A 23,565-nucleotide genomic window follows, 5' to 3' on the forward strand; every position below is an offset into this window, starting at 1 on the left:
GCCGCCGTGCCGACCATCAGTCCGGTCGATGCGATGGCCGCTGACCTGCCCTACAAGGCAGCCGTCAAGGCAAGGCCGCCGGAGAACGACGACATCTGCATCAAGGGCATTTGCGTCTACGGCAACTTCGACATGGGCATCAACTATCAGCAGCACGGCAGCGCGTTCAACACCTTCGCCGCCGGCCCGCTGAACTACCTGGTCGAAAAAGCGTCGAACGGCTCGTACTTCGGCGTTGCCGCCAACCAGGCGAGCACCTCGTTCATCGGTTTGCGCGGCAAGCAGGAGATCGGTGACAATCTGTACGCCGTCTTCAACTTGCAGACCCTGTTCAACCCGGCGAGCGGCATGAACGGCAACGGTCTCGGCGCGATCGCGCAGAACAACGGCCTTGGCCAGTCGCCGCAGCTTGGCACTTTTGCCAACTCCTACGGCGACTCCTCGAAGGCCGGCGAAATGTTCAACAACGCCGCCTACTTCGGTGTCAGTTCGCCGACCTACGGTACCTTCACCATGGGCCGCCAGTCGGCTCTGAGCTCGGACCTCGTCGGCAACTATGACGCGCTGTCCGGCGCAAACGCCTGGTCGCTGATCACCTTCGAAGGTGCAACCGGCGGCGGCGGCGTGACGGAAAACCGCATCTACGACAACTCCTATGAGTACCGGCTGAACATCGGTCCGGTGCGGTTGGCGGCCGAAGCGCAGTTGCGCAACGGCGGCAACTCGTCGGTCGGCAATGCCTTCGAAGGCGATATCGGCTTCGACTACATGGGCCTGTCGATGGACTTCCTGGGTGGCAAGATCACCGACGCGCCTTCGGTCGGAGCGACGCTGAGCGCCGGGCAGGTCAATGCCATCACGGGCACTCAACTGGGTACCAACACCAGCCTTGGCTATGCCGTCGATTGCTCGCTGGGCTGTCTGGGCGCTGTTGTTTCGGACAACACCGTGTTCGCGGTCGCCGCGCGTTATACGCTCGGTCCGTGGAAGTTCTACGGCGGATACGAGCATGTCCAGTACTCGAACCCGGACAGCCCGTTGGCTCCCGGCGCCTTCGATTACGGTGGGTATAACCTCGGCGTGGTCAACAACAACTTCTACGCCTCCAACAAGAACCTGAACATCTTCTGGGTTGGTGCGAAGTATGCGATCACCCCGACCTTGGATATCGCGGCAGCTTACTACGGTCAGCGCGCTGGCTACTTCACGGTTGGCGCCGGACCGGCCGGTTCGATCCTCGCCGTGCCCAATACCGGGGCGGCGCCGGGCTCTGCGGCTCAGGCGGCTGCGTGCGCAGCTAACAGCGCTGCCTCGCCTGGTTGCGCCGGTGGCACCGACATGGTCAGCGTCTTGGTGGATTGGCGCTTCGCCCGTCACGTCGACATGTATGCCGGCATTGCCTGGGAGCAGAAGTTCGGTGGCTTCGCCAACGGCTACGTGCTGTCCACCAACAACGGCACCCTGACCGGCGTCAACGTGAACAATCACGTCTCGAACTTCGACCCGGGCATTGGTCTCCGCTACCAGTTCTAAGCTGGACCAAAGCCAAGCCTGAGTTATGGGGGAGCGGAAATTCCGCTCCCCCATTTCTTTTTGGCCCGCATTTCTCTTGACCATTGGCCATCCAGGTTGGGCCTCCGCCATCGGCCTTTAACCATCGCTACCGTCGTCCGGAATAAACGGCGAAAAGCCCGAGTCTCCCTCGTACGGCGCAATTCTGCGCCATCTGGAGCCCCCCGGCTCCTCAGGGAGAAGATGTCATGGCTAAATCGGGAGCTGACGATCAGGCAAAGGGACTAGGTCGCCGCGAGGTGCTGGAATGCATGGTCTGGGCGGGAACCGGCGTCCTCTGGACCGTTAGCGGCGGTGTTCCTCACTCGATCGGGCTGATCGGCGAAGCGGCGGCCGCCGAGGCCACCACCGGCTTTACCTTTCTGCAAATGAGCGACAGCCACATCGGCTTCGACAAGAAGGCCAATCCCGACGCGCTCGGCACGCTGCGCGAGGCGGTCGCCAAGGTCAAGGCGATGCCGACGAAGCCTTCTTTCATCATTCATACCGGTGACATCACTCATCTTTCCAAGCCGAGCGAGTTCGACGACTCCGACAAGGTGTTCGGTGAGACCGGCGTCCAGATGCACTGGGTGCCCGGTGAACACGACCTGATCGACGAGGATCGCGGCAAGGCCTATCTCGATCGCTACGGCAAGGGCTCGCAGGGCGCCGGCTGGTACTCTTACGACGATCGCGGCGTCCACTTTATCGGCCTCGTCAACGTCGTCGATCTGAAGGCCGGCGGCCTGGGCAATCTCGGCGCCGAACAACTCGCCTGGCTGGAAGCGGATCTCAAGGACCGCTCGAACAGCACGCCGATCGTCGTGTTCTCCCACATTCCGCTTTACGTCCTCTACAAGGAGTGGGGCTGGGGCACTGAAGACGGCCAGCGCGCGCTCGACCTGCTCAAGCGGTTCGGCTCGGTCACCGTTCTCAACGGCCATATCCATCAGCTCGCCCAAAAGGTCGAAGGCCACATGACCTTCCACACGGCGCTGTCGACGGCATTCCCGCAGCCCGCTCCGGGCTCGGCGCCTTCGCCGGGACCGATGGTCGTTCCCGCCGATCAGCTCCGTAGCAAACTCGGGCTGTCGACCGTCACTGTCATGCAAGGCAACAAACCGCTCGCCATCATCGACAAGACGTTGACCTGATCAATTGAGGACTTCCATGCGTACACTCGTAAATCAACTACGCCGCACGGTCGCGCGGTTAACTCCCGCTCGCACCGTGCTCGTTGCGATGCTGCTCGGTCCGACCGCCGGCGCATTCCTCGCCTATGGCGCGCTCGCGGCGCAGGAGCCCAATGAAGTGGTCATCGACAACTTCACCTTCGGCCCAAAGGACCTGACGATCCCCGTGGGTACGACCGTGAAGTGGGTCAATCACGACGATATCCCGCATACGGTGGTCGAAACCAGCACCAGCAGAGCCTTTCGCTCCAAGGCGCTCGACACGGACGATTCGTATTCCTTCACGTTCGCCAGCGCCGGCACCTTCAGCTACTTCTGCAGCCTGCATCCGCAGATGACCGGGAAGATCGTCGTGAAGTAACGGCGCCGTGAGCTTCTAGAGCCCGCACTATCGAGAGAGTCATGACGACAACGCTATCGGTACACCGGACTTCTTTCCGGTGTACCGAACCTAAAAACGACATGCTAAAAGACCGGCTGGATGGCTCCGATCACCGGCCGAGCCAACAGCAAATACCGGTCTCCGTAGTGCAAAACCAGGACGACAGAAACGCGTTCGACGAGGTCTTCCTGCCGTATTTGCCAGAGGCTTACCGTCTTGCGCAATGGCTTGCCGGCAACGCCTCTGATGCGGAAGATATTGTGCAGGAAGCCGCGATACGTGCGTTTCGCGGCATTAAAGGTTTTGGGGCTGTCAACGCCCGCGCCTGGTCGCTGACGATCGTGCGCAATACGGCGATGAGCTGGCTGACGAAGAACAGGCCAAAGACAGTTACGTATATCGACGACCTTAATGCGGCCGAGCAGCAGGAGCTTGAATACGAGGGGCTGCACGGAACGAAAATAGAGACTCCCGAAGAAGCCGCGCTTCTCAAGGCCGATGCCGAGGAGATCCAGAAAGCCCTGGCGCAATTGCCGACACAGTTTCGCGAAGTAATTGTCTTGCGGGAAATCAATCAGATGAACTACCGCGATATCGCCGAGATCACCAACGTTCCTATCGGAACGGTCATGTCCCGACTGTCGCGGGGAAGGCAGCTGTTGATGGCGCTTCTCGGAGGTCGAAAGCAAGTATGACCGCGTCCTTGCGAGATAATGACGAACTGTTGCTGACCGCCTATTGCGATGGCGAGCTCGATCCGGGCGCCGCGAGCGAATTCGAGCGGCGTATGGAAACCGACGCTGCGTTGAAGGCCCAATATGGGCACCTGATGTCGCTGCGGCGAGCGGTCCGCTCACTGCCGTTGACGGAGGTGCCCTCCGACCTGCAGGCGCGCATTCAGGCCCGGCTGAAGGTCGAGCAGCAGGCGAACGTGGAGCGAGCCAGCAGGGCCAATAACGTCACCGTTCTGCGCCGCCGGAGCTGGTCCTTCCAGGCGTTGGCCGCATCCGCGGTGCTTGGCGCCGTCATCTCCGGCTCCGTGCTGAAAACGATCGATCATTTCGGCCAGAGCGATACGCTGGCGAGCGAGGTTGTCGCCGGCCATATCCGCGGCCTGCTGGCTCCGCAGCCCTTCGATATCGCTTCCTCCGACCGTCATACGGTCAAACCGTGGTTCACCTCGCGGCTTCCGGAATCGCCTCAGGTGCCGGATCTCTCGGCTCAGGGATTCTCACTGCTCGGCGGCCGGGTCGACGTGATCGGCAATCGTCCGGTGGCAACGATCGTCTACAAGCATGCCGCGCATACGGTGAGCCTCACGACGCTCCGGTCCGGCCAGAGCGTCCCCGATCAGACGATCGACGGATACAACGTTCGAAGCTGGAGCGATGGCAATTTCACCTATGTCGCGGTGTGCGACTTGCCGAGTGCGGATCTTGCGGTGTTTGAACGCGCCTTTGTCGCTGCGGCACCCGCGGCCGAAATAATCAAGCAGTAACGTAGATTACCGCCTGCGCCGGAAGCGCCGCAAGGCGGTCCGTTTACAAGACAAAACCCGTGTTCGAAGTCATCAGGCGAGGTGCGGGTGCTTGGACGCGGCCAGGCAAGTCGTGCTAGCAATGCTCCCAAAGCAACAAGAGCTTGGGACGGATGTCAAAGCCAGCAATCGTCGGGAGCGTCGTGATCGCGGCGCTGGTAGGAGGAGCGATCGCAGCATTCGCGGTCGCCTGGCGGCCGGCGATCGGGGCGATCGAGCCCCCCGCATCTCGATCCTTCGATCCCGCGCTGGTCAAACGAGGCCGTGATCTCGCCGCCATCGGCAATTGCAACGATTGCCACACGGCACCTGGCGGCAAAGCCTTTGCCGGCGGCGTGCCGGTGCCGACGCCGTTCGGCGCGGTCTATTCCTCGAACATCACGCCCGATCCGGAAACCGGCATTGGGCGGTGGTCGGAAGCAGCCTTCCGGCGCGCCATGCGGTCCGGCGTCGACCGGGCCGGACATCATCTTTACCCGACCTTTCCTTATGACCACTTCACCAATGTGACCGACGAGGACGATCAGGCGCTCTACGCATTCCTGATGACGCGCTCACCCGTTCGCGCAAGCGACCATCCCAACGATCTCTCTTTTCCATTCAACCAGCGCTTTCTCATCGCTGGCTGGAAGCTGCTGTTCCTCAAAAAAGGGACCTACAAGGCTGACAGCAGCCAAAGCGCGGAGTGGAATCGAGGCGCCTATCTGGTCGACGGCTTGGCGCATTGCGGCGCCTGCCATACGCCGCGCAACGGGCTCGGCGCGGAAGAGGCGAGCGCCTCATTTTCCGGCGCCGATGTCGATAACTGGCACGCCTATGCCATCAACGCGCAATCGCGTTCGCCGCTGCCCTGGACCAAGGACTCGCTGTTCCACTATCTGCGTTACGGCTGGGATGCCGATCATGGCACGGCGCGCGGTCCGATGGCGAAAGTCGCCGCCAACCTGTCCTCGGTGCCGGAAAGCGACGTTCGCGCGATCGCTTTCTATATGACAAGCGTATTTGGAACGCCGGCACCGGGGCGACCCGGACCGGCCAACGACAAAAGCGCCCAAGCCGCCGCAGGCGACCAGGCGGGCGCATCGATCTATCAGGCGGCCTGCGCGAGCTGTCATGAATCGGATCGGCCGCTTCCCTATAGCGGAATCGACCTGCGGCTCAGCACGGCGCTCAGCGCGCCGGATCCGCGCAATGCCGCCAACGTCATTTTATCGGGTATCCGTCCCGTCAGCGGGGAACGCAGTCCGATCATGCCGGGTTTTGCCAACAACATGACCGACGATCAGCTGGTCGCCTTGCTGAAGTATCTGCGCAGTCGCTTCAGCACTCAGCCGGCCTGGAGCGGCATCGAGCAGACCGTTCGGAATGCGAGGCAGACGGAAACCGTATCTCTCCAGACTTCACCCGGGACCGTTAGCGCCCCCGGTTCGACGCAGCGAGACAAGCCATGACGACACTGAAGATCAACGGTCAAGTTCACGAGATTGACGCCGATCCCGATACGCCGCTGCTCTATGTGCTGCGCGACGAACTCAAGCTCAACGCCGCCAAATTCGGCTGCGGTCTCGGCCAGTGCGGCTCCTGCACCGTGATCGTTGACGGCAAAGCGGTGTTGTCCTGCGTCACGCCGGTGCTGCTGTTGAAGGACAAGGAAGTGACCACGCTGGAAGGCCTGGGCACGGTCGACAAGCCGGCGCCGATCCAGCGCGCGTTCATCGAAGAGCAGGCGGCGCAATGCGGCTATTGCATCGCCGGCATGATGATGCGCGCGCAGGCGCTGCTGCAGCGAAATTCAAAACCTTCGGATGCACAGATCCGCAGTGAGCTGCAGAGCAATCTCTGCCGTTGCGGCACCCATATGCGCATCCTTCGTGCCGTGCATCGCGCGGCGCGCCTGATGGATACCGCCGAACTGACGAACGGAAAGGAAAGGGCACAATGAACGGCCCCATCAATCCCGATCGCCGTCAGGTACTTGCCGCTGGCGGCGCCCTGATCGTCAGCTTTTCGTTGCCCGTTGCCTTTGCACAGGAACACGCCCCAACCGCCGCTCCCAAGCCTCCCGGAAGCCTCGCAAAATCGCCCTATCTCGACGCGTGGATCCGCATCGACGCTGGTGGCATCACGGCATTCACGGGCAAGGTCGAACTCGGGCAAGGTTTCAAGACGGCATTTCAGCAAATCGCGGCGGAAGAGCTTGATGTTCCCTTCGAGGCCATCAAGGTCGTGACCGCCGATACGGGCCGCACCGCCAACGAAGGTTATACGGCCGGCAGCCATTCGATGCAGGACAGCGGCACCGCGATCCAGAATGCGGCCGCGCAGGTGCGCGCGCTTCTGATTGCAGAAGCCGCCCGGCGGTTCGACTTGCCGGCCGAAAGTCTTCGTACAGCAAACGGCGCCGTGATCGCGCCCGATGCCCGTCATCTCGGTTACGGCGATCTGGTCGCTGGCGATATTCTGCACGTCGAGGCGCAGGTCAAATCGAACCTGAAAGATCCCGCGACCTACAAGGTGATGGGACACCCGGTGCCGCGGGTCGATATTCCGGCCAAGGTCACTGGCGGAGCGGCATACGTTCAGGACATTCGGTTGCCGGGCATGCTGCATGCGCGTGTCGTGCGTCCGCCAAGCTATGGCGCCGAGCTGACCGAGTGCGATACGGCGCTGATCGAAAAGCTGCCGGGTGTGGTCAAGGTCGTCCGCAGCGGCAATTTCCTCGCGGTCGTTGCGCAAAAGGAGTTTCAGGCGATCAAGGCGATGCGGGCGCTATCGGCCGCCGCAAAGTGGACCGAAACGGCGCGGCTGCCGAACGAGAACGATCTGCCGCACGTGGTCACCAACCTGCCGTCGCAGGACTCGGTCATTTTCGAAGTCGGCGATCCCGCGGCGACCGGGAAAAAGACGCTGGAGGTGAGCTATACGCGTCCTTACCAGTCGCACGGCTCGATCGGTCCGTCCTGCGCGGTCGCACAGCTCGACGACGACATCATGACGGTCTGGACTCATACCCAGGGCGTTTATCCCGATCGCGCTGGCATCGCCCAGATGCTGCGTGTGCCGACGGCGAAGGTTCACCTGATTCATGTCGAGGGCTCTGGCTGCTATGGACACAATGGCGCCGACGATGCCGCTGCCGACGCCGCTTTGATCGCGCGCGAATTGCCCGGCAAGCCGGTGCGCGTGCAATGGATGCGCGAACAGGAACACGGCTGGGAGCCCTACGGCCCGGCGATGGTCACCAGGTTGAAAGCCTCGCTCGACGACGGCGGCGCGATCGCGTCGTGGAATTTTGAGGTCTGGAGCAACACACATTCGATGCGGCCGGGCGGTGGCGGCTGCATGCTGGCGGCCCAGCTGATGGCCGATCCGCTTGCCATCCCTGCGCCGAAGCCGCTGCCGTTACCTGAAGGCGGCGGCGATCGCAACGCGATCCCGATCTACAAATTTCCCAACGCGCACATCGTGCACCATTTCATTCCGTCGATGCCGGTCAGGATTTCGGCGATGCGGGGGCTGGGCGCCTACCACAACGTGTTTTCGATCGAAAGCTTCATGAGCGAGCTTGCCGAATTGGCCGGCGCCGATCCGGTCGAATTCCGCTTGAAGCATCTCGACGATCCGCGCGCACGCGAGGTCGTCGAAAAGGCGGCCAGGGAATTCGGCTGGCAGAAGGGGCAAACGGCACCCGAGGGGCGCGGCTACGGATTTGCCTTTGCGCGCTACAAGAATCTCTCTGCCTACTGCGCCATTGCGACCGAGGCGGAGGTCAACCGGGAAACCGGGCGCCCGCGTCTGGTGCGCGCGGTGGCCGCGGTCGACAGCGGGCAGGTCGTCAATCCGGACGGGCTGATCAACCAGGTCGAGGGCGCCATCGTGCAGTCGACGAGCTGGACACTGTATGAGGCTGTTACCTTCGATGAGAGGCGGATCACCAGCATCGACTGGCAGACCTATCCGATCCTGCGGTTCGATGCCGTGCCGGAAAAGATCGACGTCCATATCATCAACCGTCCGGGCCTGCCGTTCCTCGGCAGTGGCGAGACCGGGCAGGGGCCGGCTGCGGCTTCGGTTGCGAACGCGATTGCAAACGCCGCAGGCAAGCGGATACGCGATCTGCCGCTGACGCGAAAGAAGATCAAGGAAGCGATCGACGCCTGAAACATGCGCCGGCCCGTCTCACTGCAACGGCAGGCCCGTCGCCGCTTCGAGCTCCGCGAGCGCCTGTTTAGCGCTGACGACCTTGATCGTGGTCATGCCCATCTCGCGCGCCGGCTTCAAGTTGACGCCGAGGTCGTCGAGATAGATGCAACGCTTCGGATCGACCGCGAGTGCGTCCGCCATCATCCGATAGATTCCTGGATCGGGCTTTCGCAAGCCGATCTTGGCCGACTCGATCACATGATCGAACAGCGCCATCACCTCGGCAATGTAAAGCGTTCGTCCGCCGGCGCTGCCAATTGCATTGGCGGGAAGATTGTTGGTGATGCAGCCGGTCTTGAATTTGGACCGGATGCGGCGGAGCGCCTCGACCATTTCAGGCCGCAAGTCGCCCGCCAGCAGCGGCAAGACGTCCCGCCCCTGGACCTCGGCGCCCAACGCGAGCGATTCCGCGGCGAACAGCCTGTCGAATGTTTCGATGTCGACTTCGGCGCGTTCGAACTTCGCCCAGGCGTTCTCCAGATGGTTGGCGGTGTTGGTGCGGCGGATGATATCGGCTGGCAGGCCGCGCTCGGCCTCGAAGCGAGCGAAAGCCTCGAACGGCGAGGACGTCAACACGCCGCCGAAATCCCAGATCACCGCTTCAAACATGGCCCTGCCCCGCTATCGATAGGCAACGCGCTAACATGGCAGGAGAAACGGCGCCAGCCTTGGCGCAGGTATCAGTGGAAGCACCGGGGAGATTTGTCGGCATCCAGGGCCGCGGACGCCCCTGGATCGTCAATCACTGACTGGCGACCTTCTGGACTTCGGCCGTTCGCTCGGCAGCCGCGAGTGGCGCGGGCGGGCGATGGCTGGCTTGCCGCGGCGACGGGCCTTGCTTCAGCGGAACCGAGAGCCGGCAAATCAGGCCCCCCGGCTGCCAGTCGAACTCGGCCCGGCCTCCGAGCTGGGATTCGATGCTGGCGATCACACTTCGTGTTCCGAAGCCGCGCGAAGCCGGCTCCACGACCGGCGGGCCATCGCGCTCTTCCCATTGAATCGTGAGAACGTCAGCTTCGACCGTCCAATCGATCGTTAAACGGCCTGCCAGCGTCGACAGGGCGCCGTATTTGGCCGAGTTCGTGACCAGTTCATGCAGCGCCATCGCCAAGGTCTGTGCGGTCGCGGGCTGCAGCTGAACGTTCGTTCCGCCAAATGCGATCTGGTCGTTTACCTGATAGGGCGCGAGTTCCTCATCGACGAGTTTTGTAATCTCCGCGCCCTGCCAGCTTGAAAGCGAGAGGATGGTATGCACACGCGCCAGCGCTCCGATGCGGCCCTCGACCGCCTGCATGTAGGATTTGGCGCTTTCCCCGCGCGTCAGCCGGACGATCGATTGGGCCAGCGCGAGCGCATTCTTGGCGCGATGGTCGACTTCGCGGGTGAGCAGGGTTTGCCGCTCTTCGGCCCGCTTGCGTTCCGTGATGTCGACGGTGACGCCGCTGACGCGGATGACACGACCGGTCCGGTCGGTGGTGGCGGCGGCGGTGCCGAACAGCCAGCGGATTTCGCCGTCGGGGCGTACAACGCGAAACTCGGTTTCGTAGGACTTGACGCCTTTGTCGAACTGGACGATCGCCTTGCGCAGCTCATGGATATCTTCCGGGTGCAGCAGGCCGCGCACGTTTTCCGGATTGACGGTGAAGGTTTCGGCGTCGACGCCAAAAATCCGGAACTGTCCTTCGTCCCACATCCAGTCGCCGTTCACCCAGTCCCAGTCCCAGGAACCCATTCGACCTGCGGCCAAAGCGAGGCTGCGTCGCTGTTCGCTCTCGAGCAGCCGCGCATTGGAATGCTCCAATTCCCTGGTCCGGGCACGCACGCGGTCTTCGAGTTCGGCATTGAACCGTTCGAGTTGCCGCGTCTTGCGGTAAAGATCGACGAAGACGCGAATTTTCGCACGCAATACCTCCGGAACAACGGGCACCGGCACGTAGTCGACCGCACCCATCTCGTAGCCACGCAGGCGGTCGATGTCGGAAACCTGGATGGCGGAGATGAAAATCATCGCTGTCTTCTGGAACCGCGGATGCTCGCGGATCATGGCCGCCAGCTCGAAGCCGTCGAGCTCGGGCATGCAGACGTCCACGAGGATCACGGCGACTTCGTTCTTGAGGAGATATTCGAGCGCCTCCCGTCCCGAGGTCGCCACGACGAGATTTTCGCCGAGCTCCTTGAGAATGACCTCATAGGCCAGGAGCTTGGCCGGTTGGTCGTCAACCAGAAGAATATCTACCTTTTCGTGGTCTATCATCTACGCACCAATCAACGATGGAGCCACATTCTGATCGCGAGCAGCAACTGTTCAGTGTTGACAGGCTTGGCAAGATAATCGGAGGCCCCGGCCTCGAGGCATTTCTCCCGGTCTCCCTTCATCGCCTTCGCGGTCAGGGCAATAATCGGGAGTCTTCGGAACTCCGGGTTCGATCTGATGACGCCGATGGTCTGATAACCGTCCATCTGCGGCATCATGATGTCCATCAGCACGACCGCGATTTCGGGGTTCGATCCGACCAGCGTAACCGCCTCGCTGCCCGTCGTCGCGGTGAGCACTTTCATGCCACGTCGCTCCAGAACGCTCGACAGTGCAAAGATATTGCGGGCGTCGTCGTCGACCAGAAGCGCGGTGCGGCCGACCAGATCCTCATCGGAACTGTTGAGTTTTTCCAGCATCCGCTGTTTTTCGATCGGCAGTTCCGTGATCACGCGGTGCAGGAACAGCGACGTTTCGTCGAGAAGGCGCTCCGGTGATTCCACGCCTTTCACGACGATGCTGCGGGCCATGGTGTGCAGCTCGGCATCTTCCTCGACCGAGAGTTCGCGGCCGGTGAAGACCACCACCGGAACGTCCGACAGCGAGTCGTCCTTGCGGATCGAATCGAGGACCTCGAAACCGCTCATGTCGGGCAGCCGGAGATCGAGCACCACGCAGTCACAGGGGCGGTCCCGCAGCGTCGTCAGAGCGCCCGCGCCCGTGTCGGCCGTGACGATTTCGATGTCATCGTGGCCAAGCAGTTCCTTGATGCTCATCTGCTCGGCCGCGTTGTCTTCGACAATCAGAAGGCGCTTGCGGCGGGGCTTGGCATATTCCTTGATCTGGGACAAGGCCGCCGCGACGCCTTCGGTGGTCGTCGGCTTGTTGACGAAGGAGAATGCACCGCGCGCCAGCGCATGCTGCCGGTCCTCGTCGAGCGTGATAATCTGGACCGGAATGTGCCGCGTCAGCGGGTTGTGCTTGAGCTGGCTCAGCACCGTCCAGCCCAGCATATCGGGCAGGAACACGTCGAGCGAAATGGCGCTCGGCTGATATTGCTTGGCCAGATCGAGCGCCTCGGCGCCCCTCGCTGCGACCATGACCTTGAAGCCCTTGTCGCGGGCCAGATCGACGAGAACCCGGGCGTAATGCGGATCGTCCTCGACGATCAACAGAATCGTGTCACCGGGCTCGAGGCTCAGCCGGTCGTCCGGCAGAGCTTCGATGACGCGCTCCTGCGTGGCGGCAGGAATCGCCGGCGCGAGGCCATGCTGCAGAGATGACATCGGCACATTGGTGCGCAACGCGATCGTCGGACCGGAATATTTCAGCGGCAGGTAGAGGGTGAACACGCTGCCTTTGCCGGGTGTGCTTTGCAGGTGGATTTCGCCGCCGAGCAGGCTTGCCAGTTCGCGGCTGATCGCAAGGCCAAGACCAGTGCCGCCGTATTTCCGGCTGGTGCCGGCGTCCGCCTGCTGGAAGGCTTCGAAGATCAGCTTCTGCTTGTCCTGCGGAATGCCGATGCCGGTGTCGGACACCTCAAAGGCGACCACCGCGGGCGAATGCCCGAGCACGGGGTGCTCCGCGCTCCAGCCGCCCAGCGCCGCCGAGACGCTGAGGCGGACACCGCCCTCCGCGGTGAACTTGAAGGCGTTGGAGAGCAGGTTCTTCAGCACCTGCTGCAACCGCTTGGAGTCGGTATGGATGCTTCGTCCGAGATGCGGGTCGACCCCGACATCGAAGGTGAGCTGCCGGTTGTCCGCCTCGTGGCGGAACGGACGGCCGATGGTTTCCAGCAGGTTGACCATGAGGATCTCTTCGGCCTCGACGGTCACCGTACCGGATTCGATCTTCGAAAGGTCGAGAATGTCGCTGATCAGGTTCAACAAGTCGGTGCCTGCGCCATGGATGGTGCGTGCGAATTCGACCTGCTTGGGCGTCAGGTTGCCGTCGGGATTCTCGGTCAGTTGCTGGCCCAGAATCAGGATGCTGTTGAGCGGCGTCCTGAGTTCGTGGGACATGTTGGCCAGGAATTCCGACTTGTACTTCGACGTCAGCGAAAGCTCGGTGGCCTTTTCCTCGAGCGCGCGACGGGCTTGCTCGATTTCCTGGTTCTTGCGTTCCACTTCGACGTTGCGTTCGGCGACCTGCTGGGCTTTCTGTTCGAGCTGATCGTTGGTCTGCTGCAACTCCTTCTGCTGCGTCTGCAATTCGCCGGCAAGCTGCTGCGACTGCGTCAGCAGGCCTTCGGTCTGCATCGTGGCCTCGATGCTGTTCAGCACAATGCCGATCGAGTCCGTGAGCTGTTCCAGGAACGTCATCTGCGAGGTCGTGAAGGCTGAGACTGACGCGAGTTCGATCACGGCCTTGACCTGGTTTTCGAACAGCACCGGGAGCACGACGAGATTCCTTGGCGTCACGCGCATCAGTGCCGAATTGATCGGCGCCGTGTCTTGAGGGATGTCGGACACCAGTCGTTGCCGTTTGTCCAGCGCGCATTGTCCGATCAGGCCTTCCCCGACCTGGATCAGCTGCAAATGCGGACTGGCACCGTCGCTGGCATAGGCGGCCAGCAGGTGCATCTGGGGACTGTCTTCGTTCTGGACCTGATAGATCACGCCCCGATGGGCATTGACCAGCGGCGTGAGCTCCGTGAGGAGCAGGCGGCCGACGGTGCCGAGGTCGCGCTGGCCCTGCAACATGTTGGTGAAGCGGGCGAGGTTGGTCTTCAGCCAGTCCTGTTCGGTGTTGAGATCGGTCGTGAGGCGCAGGTTGGTGATCATGGTGTTGATGTTGTCTTTCAACTCCGAGACTTCGCCTCTCGCATCGACCTGAATCGAGCGGGTCAGGTCGCCCTTGGTCACCGCGGTCGCCACTTCCGCGATGGCGCGGACCTGCGAGGTCAGGTTGGCCGCCAGCAGGTTGACGTTGCCGGTGAGGTCCTTCCAGGTACCGGCGGCACCTGGCACGTTGGCCTGGCCACCGAGCCGGCCTTCCACGCCGACCTCGCGCGCCACGCTCGTCACCTGATCGGCGAAGGTCGCGAGCGTCTCGGTCATGTTGTTGATGGTGTCGGCAAGGGCGGCGACCTCGCCCTTCGATTTCATCGTGAGATTCTGTTTCAGATCGCCGTTGGCGACCGCGGTCACAACCTTGACGATGCCGCGCACCTGCTCGGTCAGATTGGCGGCCATGAAGTTCACGGTGTCGGTCAGGTCCTTCCACGTGCCGGCGACGCCCGGCACCTGCGCCTGTCCGCCCAATTTGCCTTCGGTGCCGACCTCACGCGCCACGCGCGTCACTTCGCCGGCGAAGGCGTTGAGCTGGTCCACCATGGTGTTGATGGTGTTCTTCAGTTCGAGGATTTCGCCCTTCACGTCCACGGTAATCTTGCGCGACAGGTCGCCGCGCGCCACCGCGGTGGTGACTTCGGCGATGTTGCGGACCTGCGTGGTCAGGTTGGCGGCCAAGAGGTTGACGTTGTCGGTCAGGTCTTTCCACGTCCCGCCGACGCCGGGCACGACGGCCTGGCCGCCCAAGCGCCCCCCGGTGCCGACTTCGCGCGCCACGCGCGTCACTTCGGCCGCAAAGGAACGAAGCTGCTCCACCATGGTGTTGAGCGTTTCCTTGAGCAGCAGAATTTCGCCGCGCACGTCCACCGTGATCTTCTTCGACAGGTCGCCGCCGGCGATCGCGGTCGCGACCTCGGCGATGTTGCGGACCTGCGCGGTCAGGTTCGACGCCATGAAGTTGACGTTGTCGGTGAGGTCCTTCCAGGTGCCGGCCACTTCGGGCACTTCGGCCTGGCCGCCGAGCTTGCCTTCGGTGCCGACCTCGCGCGCCACGCGGGTGACTTCCGAAGCAAAGGCGTTGAGCTGGTCCACCATCGTGTTGATGGTGTTCTTCAGCTCGAGAATTTCGCCTTTCACGTCCACGGTGATCTTGCGCGACAGGTCGCCGCGCGCCACCGCGGTCGTCACTTCGGCGATGTTGCGGACTTGCGCGGTCAGATTGCCCGCCATCGAATTGACGCTGTCGGTCAAGTCTTTCCACGTGCCGGCCACGCCCGGCACGTTGGCCTGGCCGCCAAGGCGGCCTTCAGTGCCAACCTCGCGCGCCACGCGCGTCACCTCGCCCGCGAAGCGGTTGAGCTGGTCGACCATCGTGTTGAGCGTTTCCTTGAGCTGAAGGATTTCGCCGCGCACGTCCACGGTGATCTTGCGCGACAAGTCGCCGCCAGCGATCGCGGTCGCGACTTCGGCGATGTTACGAACCTGCGCCGTCAGATTGCCGGCCATGGAGTTGACGGAGTCGGTCAAGTCCTTCCAGGTGCCGGCGACGCCCGTCACCTGGGCCTGACCGCCGAGCTTGCCGTCGGTGCCGACTTCGCGCGCCACACGCGTCACTTCGCCCGCGAAGGCGTTGAGCTGATCGACCATGGTGTTGAGCGTTTCCTTCAGCTGAAGGATTTCGCCCGACACGTTCACCGTGATCTTCTTCGACAGGTCGCCCTTCGCCACAGCGGTCGCCACCTCGGCGATATTGCGAACCTGGCCGGTGAGGTTTGAGGCCATCGAGTTCACGCTGTCGGTGAGATCTTTCCAGGTGCCGGCAACGCCGCGCACATTGGCCTGACCGCCGAGTTTGCCTTCGGTGCCGACCTCGCGCGCCACGCGCGTCACTTCGCCTGCGAAGGCGTTGAGCTGGTCGACCATGGTGTTGATGGTGTCTTTCAGCTCGAGGATTTCGCCGCGCACGTCGACCGTAATTTTCCTCGACAAGTCGCCGTTGGCGACCGCGGTCGTCACGTCGGCGATATTACGAACCTGCGCCGTCAGGTTTCCCGCCATGGAGTTGACGCTTTCGGTCAAATCCTTCCAGGTGCCGGCGACGCCGAGCACATTGGCCTGACCGCCGAGCCGGCCTTCGGTGCCGACCTCGCGCGCCACGCGGGTCACTTCGCCCGCAAAGGCGTTGAGCTGGTCGACCATGGTGTTGAGCGTTTCCTTGAGCTGAAGGATTTCGCCCGACACGTTCACGGTGATCTTCTTGGAAAGATCGCCGCCGGCGATCGCAGTCGCGACGTCGGCGATGTTGCGGACTTGCGCCGTCAGGTTCGACGCCATGAAGTTGACGTTGTCGGTGAGGTCCTTCCACGTACCGGCCACGCCCGGCACCTGGGCCTGGCCGCCGAGCTTGCCTTCGGTACCGACTTCGCGCGCCACGCGCGTCACTTCCGAGGCGAACGAGTTGAGCTGGTCCACCATGGTGTTGATGGTGTCTTTCAGCTCAAGAATTTCGCCGCGCACGTCCACCGTGATCTTGCGCGACAGGTCGCCGCGGGCAACCGCCGTGGTGACGTTGGCGATGTTGCGAACCTGTGCGGTCAGGTTGCCGCACATCGCGTTCACGGAGTCGGTCAAATCCTTCCAGGTGCCGGCGACGCCTGGCACGATCGCCTGGCCGCCGAGCTTGCCGTCGGTGCCGACTTCGCGCGCCACACGCGTCACTTCGGAAGCGAACGAACGCAGCTGATCGACCATGGTGTTGATGGCTTCCTTGAGCTGCAGGATTTCGCCGCGCACGTCGACGGTGATCTTCTTGGACAAGTCGCCATTGGCGACCGCGATCGTCACCTCGGCGATGTTGCGGACCTGGCCGGTCAGGTTGTTGGCCATCGAGTTGACGCTCTCGGTCAGGTCCTTCCACACGCCCGTCACCTCCGGCACCTGCGCCTGACCGCCGAGCTTGCCCTCGGTGCCGACTTCGCGCGCCACACGCGTCACTTCCGAGGTGAACACGGAAAGCTGCTTGATCATCGTGTTGACGAGCGTCGCCGACTGCAGGAACTCGCCACCGAGCGGACGGCCGTCGACGTCGAGCTTCACGGTTTGCAGCAGGTCGCCTTGCGCCACGGCGGCGACCGCGCGCGTCACCTCGCGCGTCGGCCACAGCAAATCGTCGATCAGGGTGTTGACCGAATTTTCCATGTCGGCCCAGGAGCCGCTGGCGAGACCAAAACGGACACGCTGGCGCGTCTTGCCTTCGCGGCCGACCACCTGGCCGACGCGCTCGAGCTGTTGCGCCATCCGTTGATTGGCAGCCACGATCTCGTTGAAGGTGTCGGCAATCTTGCCGTCGATGCCGAGATGATCGCCGGTCATTCTCACCGAGAAGTCGCCGCTGCGCATCGCCTGCAAGGCTTGCAGTAACTCCTGCGAAGGATCGGGCTTTCCATTGGTGTAAGGGGGTTTGACTTTGACGCGCCGACGCGTGGACGGATTGACCGAACCAAGTTCACCCATTGAATTCCCCTCGAAGGAGCCGGAAAAGCGTGCGAAGCTGCGCGCGCATATGAGTCAGTTTTCGCACGATCAAATCGTGCGAATGGTCACAAGGCAAGAGAAATACACTTGATATAACAATAAGATAGCATGCCAGTTTCGACCCAAGGAAACTAATTCGGCAAACGCATATTCGTTCCAGGCAAATTCAATTTTTTTCGAGCATCGTTTCGATGGCGTTACCCGCGTTCCATTGCGGGAACTATCGCCGAAGGCGCCGGCCCGCGAACAGCTAGCGACGCGGGGCTTGCCGCCGCGGCGGCCGTGGGCCGCTAACAGTGGCTTGGGGGTTGAACTTCAGCGTTATCTTGTTGGCGCGGTCGCTGACATCGAGAAGCGTCTGGCGTGCTTCGTCCATCACGATCGCGGACTTCTTGTCAAATGTCTGCGCAAATTCGCGGATATTTCGCATCCGTTCGAACAACTCGTCGGCCTTTCCATCGGTAAAACCGGGCAAAAGATTGTCGATACGCGCGATCGCGCTGTCGAATCCCGCAAAGGCAACATCCGCCCTGGCAAGCGCCTGGTCGATGGCATCGCCCCGGCTTGCCAGCGAAGCCGTATAGGTCTCGAAACTCAACAACCCGTCCTTGATCGTCGCTTGATTGCTGACAAGGATCCGATCGACATCATGCAGGGTATCGCGGATCGACTGGATTTCGCTCAAGTCCGCGGTCAGCGTCGGAATGCCGTCCTTGCCGGACGGCGGGGGCGGATCGGGAGACTCGCCACCGATCAAGGAAATGGCCGCGATTCCGGTGAGCCCCTGGAACTCGATCCCCGCGACGGTGTCCTTGCGGATCGGGGCGCTCTTGTCGACGCTGACGACGGCGACGACCTTGCGCGGGGTGTTGAGCCTGAGCGAAACGATCTGACCGATCTGCACGCCGTCGAAATTGACGTTGCCGCCCCGGCGCAGGCCGCTCGCCGAGCCGCCCTCGAAGACGACACGCATGCGGGTTTCCTGCGAGATGGCGTGGTATTTGCGCACGCCCAGAAAGCCCAGGAGGCCCGCCGACAGAATCGCGAGCGTCGTGGTTCCGAGCACGAGATTGCTGGAGCGCATTTTCATCAGGGAAGCCGCATTCGATAGACAGTCGAAAGGCCCAATCGCTTAAGAATCCGCCAATTGTACGGGCAAAGCGGGTCAGGCGAAAGGCCGACCGCCGGCTTTAGGGCCGGCTTGAGGTCAAGGGCTGGCTTCAAGTCAATCGGCGCTGCAAGGCACTGCCGCTGAAAGGAACACTAGTGCGGTGAATTTGAAGTTCCTATCAATTTCGCGGAAACCTCGTCATAGGAACTTCAAATTCTAAACCGCACTAGAATCATACAATTGGCTAGTGCTCCTTTGATTCCGAAGTTCGTAAACGTGGAGCCGCAATATGATACGAACTTCGGAATCGGAGCACTAGGCAAGCGTCCATTCTTCGGCGCTGGCGCCGGCCAGCGAGCGGACGCGCGCATCGTCGGCCGCGAGTTCGCGCGCCGTTCCCGAATAGACCACGATGCCGTCGTCGAGCACGTAGGCGTCGTCGGAAATCTCCAGGCTCATGCGCGCGTTCTGTTCGACCAGCAGGACTGAAATGCCCTCGGCCTTCATCTGCTGAACGATGCGAAACACCTCGCGCACGATCAACGGCGCGAGCCCCTGCGAGGGTTCGTCGAGGATGAGCAGCTTCGGATTCAGCAACAGCGCCCGCGCGATCGACAGCATCTCCTGCTCGCCGCCGGAAAGCTGGCGGCCGCGGTTGTCCTTGCGCTCTTCGAGGCGCGGAAAGAGCTGATAGATGCGCGGGATGGTCCAGGGACCGGCACGCTCCAGGGGTACCTTGAGGTTTTCCTCGACGCTGAGATTGGCGAAGATGCGCCGGCCCTCCGGCACATAGCCGACGCCAAGCTCCGCGATGCGGAAGGTCGGCCAGCGCGTGGTCTCCTGGCCGAACACCGTGACCTTGCCTTCGCGCGGCGCGGTCAACCCCATCAGGCTGCGTAGCGTGGTGGTCTTGCCGGCGCCGTTGCGTCCGAGCAGCGCGGTGATCTTGCCTTCGGCGACCGAGAGGCTGACTCCATGAAGGATATGGCTTTTGCCGTAGTAGGTGTGGAGGCCTTCGGCCGTGAGGGCTGCGGTCATGCGGCGTTTCCGAGATAGGCGGCCTGAACGGTTTCGTTAGCGGCAATTTCCTGCGGCGTGCCCTGCGCCAGCATCCGGCCCTGATCCAGCACGCAAATACGGTCGGCGAGATTGAAGACCACCCGCATGTCATGCTCGATCAGCACGATCGTGTAGTTGCTGCCGCGGTGCAGCCGCCGGATCAACTGGGTGATCTGGTACGTTTCCCCATCGCCCATGCCGGCGGTTGGCTCGTCGAGCAGAAGCAGATGCGGATTAAGCGCCAGCGCCATGGCGATTTCGGCAGCGCGCTGGTCGCCATGGGCGAGCTCGCCGACCAGACGGTCGGCGCGCGCCTCCAGCGACACCAGCTTGAGCGTCTCCTCGACGTGGTGGTGAAGTTTCAGGCTTTCCGCGCGGCTGATCCAGGGCCGCAAGCGGTATCCGCCGGCGACCTCCGCGGCCGTGCGGACATTCTCGAATACGGTCAGCTCGGGGAAGATCTCGGTGATCTGGAACGTTCTCGCCATTCCCCGCACCACGCGTTCATGCGTAGACAGCCGCGTGATGTCGTTGCCGTCGAAAACGATGCTGCCGGACGTCGGCGGAAAGAATCCGCTGATCAGGTTGAAGAAGGTGGTCTTGCCGGCGCCATTGGGCCCGATAATGGCGCACAGCTCGCCCTTTGCCACGTTGAGCGAAACGTCGCGCACAGCGACCAGATTGCCGAACCGCTTGGTGACGTTGTTGATTTCCAGGACGTCGTTCATGCCTTGCCCCGCTGCAGAAAGCCCAGCAGTCCGCGCGGGAAGAACAGCACCACGAGGACAAACAGCAGGCCGAGAAACGACATCCAGTTCACAGTGACGCTCGACAGATAATCCTGCACTACCACGAACACCGCGGCGCCGAGTAGCGGGCCCCAGAAGTTACGCATCCCGCCCATCACCGCCATCATGACGAAATCGCCGGACTGGCTGTAATGCAGGCCTCGCGGGTCGGCGAAGTTGTTGACCAGCGCGTAGAGCGCGCCGGCAAACCCCATGAAGAAACAGGACAGCGTGAAGGCGATCCAGATGTGCCGCTCGATCGGAATGCCAAGGAAGCGCGCGCGGCGCTCGTTCTCGCGGATGGCGATCATGGTGCGGCCGAACGGCGAACGCAGGATGAAGCCCATGGCGCCGACCGCGAGCGCAAAGCAAAACAGCACGAAAAAGTAGAACGTGTTGGCATTCGACAGGATATCGAGCTTGAGCAGCCCGAGATCGATCGGTTGGCGCTCGAAGCCGCGCAATCCGTCGTCGCCGCCGGTCAGCGAACTCCACTGGAAGGCGATGTAATAGAACACCTGGCCAAAGGCGATCGTGACCATTGCGAAATAGACGCCGCGCCGCCTCACGAGCAGCGCGCCGAGAACCGCGCCGCAAAGGCCGCCAAGAAGCATTCCAAGGACGAGGGCGAGCGGCGTGCTCGGGGCGAGGAATTTCAGCGCCAGCCCGGCGCCATAGGCGCCGAGCCCGAACCAGGCCGCGTGGCCGAAGGACAGTACGCCGGTGAAGCCCAAGAGAAAATTCACCGACATCGCCGCGAGCCCCAGCACAAGGACGCGGGTGGCAAGCGCGGTATAGCCGCCGAGCGGCACCATCCAATAAGGGGCAAGGATCAAGACTGCCCAGATCGCGGCGAGGACGATCAGCTTGCGGGTATCTTTGGCGCTCAAGTCAGCATTCCTTCTTCGCCGAACAATCCGCGCGGACGTATCAGCAACACCACCGCCATCAGGACGTACATCACCGCCTCGCTCGCGGCGGGATAGAACACCGCCGTCAGTCCGGAGGCCACGCCGATCAAGAGGCCGCCAAACAGCGTTCCGGGGAGGCTGCCGATGCCGCCGACGATGATGGCGATGAAACTCGGCATCAATAGCCCGGTGCCCATCGTCGGCTCCAGTCCCAATTGTCCGGCGGCGAGCACGCCGCTGAGGCCGGCGAGGAAAATCCCGACCGCAAAATTGAGCGAGCGCAGCATCTGCACGTTGATCCCGAGCGCGGCGACGGTTTCAAGGTCGAGCGCGCCGGCGCGGATGCGAACGCCGAGCCGCGTGTAGCGGAGCAAAAGGAACAAGAGCGCCACCGCGATCATCACGGTAGCTACCATGAACAGGCGGTAGCCGGTGATGAAGAAAAAGTCGTTGCTTAGCGGTTGTGACAGGAAGGGCGGAACGGTGACCGGCTTTCCTTGCGGACCAAAGATGAAGCGGGTGCCGTCCTCGATCATGAAGGCAAGCCCGAAGGTCAATAGCAGGCTATAGAGCGGATCGCGCCCGTAAAGCGGCCGGATCAGCACGCGCTCGACGATCAGTCCGATGATCGCCGTCAAAGGTGGCGCCACCACCAGCGCGCCCCAGAAGCCGATATAGGGTGTGATGGCGTAAGCAATATAGCCGCCGATGACGAGAAAACCGCCATGGGCGAAATTGATGACATTGCTCAGATTGAGAATAAGCGAAAGGCCAAGTGCCATCAGTACGTAGAACGCACCGATGATGAGCCCATTGGTGACGTTAAACAGAAGCAGTTGCGTCATAATTCACCGAGAACATTCCCTCAACGCTTGATCCGGGAGACTTGCTCCCGGATCACCTCAAGTCCAGCCTATTGTTTGGTCTCAGGTCGGCCACTTGACCGAGCAGCCGGTGTCGCTGACGGGGGGTGCCGTCTTGTCGCCGGGGACGATTTCGTCGACCTTATAGAGGTCTTCCGGATCGTCCTTGCCGGTCGATTGGGCCTCGCCGACAAAGGCCGACGTCATCAGCTGATGGTCGCCCTTGCGGTAATAGACCTTGTTCGGCTGCAGCTTGACGTCGTCAGGCAGCTCGAAGTCCTCAAGTGCTCCGGCCAGCTTGACGGCGTCGAGGGTCTTCTGCTGGTTCGCGACCAGGGCAAAGCTCATCGCCGAGGTGTAGCCAAACCAGTGCCGCGCGGTCGGTACGTGGCCGTTATTCACCTTGCGGATATCGGCGATGAACTTGTCGACGCCGGGCACGCCCGGTTGTTTCCAGTACCATTCGAACATCCAGGTGCCGATCCGCGCTTCCGGCGGAAGCCCGGCGAGCGATTCCAGCTCCTGCTGCGTGCCCGCGACATGGATCTGCTTGTTCAGGCCGAATTGCACGATCTGCTTGAGGCAGTTGATCATGTCGGAGCCCTGCACGAGCAGGATCATCACATCCGGATTTGCGGCGCGCGCCTTGATCAGATAGGCGGAGAAATCCGTGGTGCCGAGCGGCGTCAGTTCGTTGCCGGTGACGGTGCCGCCGAGCTTTTTCAGATCGGCAGTGCAGGCGTCGAACAGCGTGTGACCGAAGGCGTAGTCCGGCGTGATGAAGTGCCATTTCTTGCCGTACTTCTTGAACAGCACGCCGCAAACCGAATTGGCCTCCATCCGCGTCGTGTTGCAGACGCGGAATACGTTCCACTTGCAGTCCTTTCCGGTGATGGAATCGGTGTGGCCGCCGGATACGATGTGCAGGATCTTCTTTTCGTTGGTGACCTGGGCGATCGCGGCTGCGATCCCCGAATTGACGTCGCCGATGATGAAGCTGACCTGGTCGCGCTCGATCAGCTTGCGGCACTTTTGTACGCCGGTGCCGACGTCATTGGCGGAATCCTCGACAAGCAACTCGGCCTGGCGTCCCAATATGCCCCCCTTGGCGTTGATATGCTCGACGGCGAGCTTGGCGCCCATCACTTCATTGCCGGCGGGTGCGGCATAGACGCCGGTGAGCGGATCGACCATGCCGAGGCGAATGGGCGTCTCGCCGCGGGCCTGGATCAGAAAGGGTGAGGCGACCTGAAAGGCGCCCAACGCCGCGGCGCCCTTCACTAGCGTGCGACGGTTGAATTTCGGGCCGAAAGTCTGCGAACTCATAAGGCTTCTCCAGTTACTGCTCTTTTTGTTTTATTTTCGCGGTTGACACCTTGATGGT

General features: G+C 62.2%; 17 protein-coding genes. 8 read left to right on the forward strand and 9 right to left on the reverse strand.

The window, feature by feature from the left end:
• The 8 genes from M6D32_RS08020 to M6D32_RS08055 all read left to right on the forward strand — a co-directional run.
• Positions 1-1,533 (forward strand): porin (locus tag M6D32_RS08020; protein WP_298255083.1); only part of this gene is annotated, 1,533 nt, incomplete at its 5' end.
• Positions 1,534-1,760: 227 nt separating this feature from the next.
• Entirely contained in the window at positions 1,761-2,708 is a 948-nt protein-coding gene (locus M6D32_RS08025) for a metallophosphoesterase (RefSeq protein ID WP_298255085.1), read from the forward strand.
• Between the two features lie 16 nt (positions 2,709-2,724).
• Positions 2,725-3,108 (forward strand): cupredoxin family copper-binding protein, encoded by a 384-nt coding sequence (locus M6D32_RS08030; RefSeq protein WP_298255086.1) that lies wholly within the window; start codon positions 2,725-2,727, stop codon positions 3,106-3,108.
• Between the two features lie 41 nt (positions 3,109-3,149).
• On the forward strand, positions 3,150-3,824 hold the full coding sequence (locus M6D32_RS08035; RefSeq protein ID WP_366145825.1) for a sigma-70 family RNA polymerase sigma factor: 675 nt from the start codon (positions 3,150-3,152) through the stop codon (positions 3,822-3,824).
• Positions 3,821-4,627 (forward strand): anti-sigma factor, encoded by an 807-nt coding sequence (locus M6D32_RS08040; protein WP_298255088.1) that lies wholly within the window; start codon positions 3,821-3,823, stop codon positions 4,625-4,627. The genes M6D32_RS08035 and M6D32_RS08040 overlap by 4 nt, the downstream gene beginning before the upstream one ends.
• A 152-nt stretch (positions 4,628-4,779) precedes the next feature.
• Entirely contained in the window at positions 4,780-6,117 is a 1,338-nt protein-coding gene (locus M6D32_RS08045; protein WP_298255090.1) for a cytochrome c, read from the forward strand.
• Entirely contained in the window at positions 6,114-6,608 is a 495-nt protein-coding gene (locus tag M6D32_RS08050) for a (2Fe-2S)-binding protein (protein WP_298255092.1), read from the forward strand. Before M6D32_RS08045 ends, M6D32_RS08050 begins: the two co-directional genes overlap by 4 nt.
• On the forward strand, positions 6,605-8,827 hold the full coding sequence (locus M6D32_RS08055) for a molybdopterin cofactor-binding domain-containing protein (protein WP_298255094.1): 2,223 nt from the start codon (positions 6,605-6,607) through the stop codon (positions 8,825-8,827). The genes M6D32_RS08050 and M6D32_RS08055 overlap by 4 nt, the downstream gene beginning before the upstream one ends.
• An 18-nt stretch (positions 8,828-8,845) precedes the next feature.
• On the opposite strand, the gene M6D32_RS08060 is transcribed toward M6D32_RS08055, so the two are convergent.
• The 9 genes from M6D32_RS08060 to M6D32_RS08100 form a co-directional block, all read right to left on the reverse strand.
• Positions 8,846-9,478 (reverse strand): HAD-IA family hydrolase, encoded by a 633-nt coding sequence (locus M6D32_RS08060; protein WP_298255096.1) that lies wholly within the window; start codon positions 9,476-9,478, stop codon positions 8,846-8,848.
• Positions 9,479-9,611: 133 nt separating this feature from the next.
• Positions 9,612-11,120 (reverse strand): HWE histidine kinase domain-containing protein, encoded by a 1,509-nt coding sequence (locus M6D32_RS08065; protein ID WP_298255194.1) that lies wholly within the window; start codon positions 11,118-11,120, stop codon positions 9,612-9,614.
• A gap of 14 nt (positions 11,121-11,134) precedes the next feature.
• Positions 11,135-17,428: a HAMP domain-containing protein gene (locus tag M6D32_RS08070; RefSeq protein ID WP_298255098.1), complete on the reverse strand. Its 6,294-nt coding sequence runs from the start codon at positions 17,426-17,428 to the stop codon at positions 11,135-11,137.
• Positions 17,429-17,699: 271 nt separating this feature from the next.
• Positions 17,700-18,533: an MlaD family protein gene (locus M6D32_RS08075; RefSeq protein WP_298255196.1), complete on the reverse strand. Its 834-nt coding sequence runs from the start codon at positions 18,531-18,533 to the stop codon at positions 17,700-17,702.
• Between the two features lie 342 nt (positions 18,534-18,875).
• On the reverse strand, positions 18,876-19,598 hold the full coding sequence (locus M6D32_RS08080) for an ABC transporter ATP-binding protein (protein ID WP_298255100.1): 723 nt from the start codon (positions 19,596-19,598) through the stop codon (positions 18,876-18,878).
• Positions 19,595-20,347, reverse strand: coding sequence for an ABC transporter ATP-binding protein (locus M6D32_RS08085; protein ID WP_298255102.1), 753 nt, complete (start codon positions 20,345-20,347; stop codon positions 19,595-19,597). The genes M6D32_RS08080 and M6D32_RS08085 overlap by 4 nt, the downstream gene beginning before the upstream one ends.
• The gene (locus tag M6D32_RS08090) at positions 20,344-21,297 is read right to left on the reverse strand and encodes a branched-chain amino acid ABC transporter permease (RefSeq protein WP_298255104.1); all 954 of its coding nucleotides are present in this window, start codon (positions 21,295-21,297) and stop codon (positions 20,344-20,346) included. The genes M6D32_RS08085 and M6D32_RS08090 overlap by 4 nt, the downstream gene beginning before the upstream one ends.
• On the reverse strand, positions 21,294-22,163 hold the full coding sequence (locus tag M6D32_RS08095) for a branched-chain amino acid ABC transporter permease (RefSeq protein ID WP_298255106.1): 870 nt from the start codon (positions 22,161-22,163) through the stop codon (positions 21,294-21,296). The genes M6D32_RS08090 and M6D32_RS08095 overlap by 4 nt, the downstream gene beginning before the upstream one ends.
• Before the next feature lie 81 nt (positions 22,164-22,244).
• Complete coding sequence (locus tag M6D32_RS08100) at positions 22,245-23,507, reverse strand: ABC transporter substrate-binding protein (RefSeq protein ID WP_298255107.1); 1,263 nt, start codon at positions 23,505-23,507, stop codon at positions 22,245-22,247.
• Positions 23,508-23,565 lie beyond the last annotated feature (58 nt).

This window comes from Bradyrhizobium sp., assembly GCF_027307225.1.
In the GTDB taxonomy this organism is placed as follows: domain Bacteria; phylum Pseudomonadota; class Alphaproteobacteria; order Rhizobiales; family Xanthobacteraceae; genus Bradyrhizobium.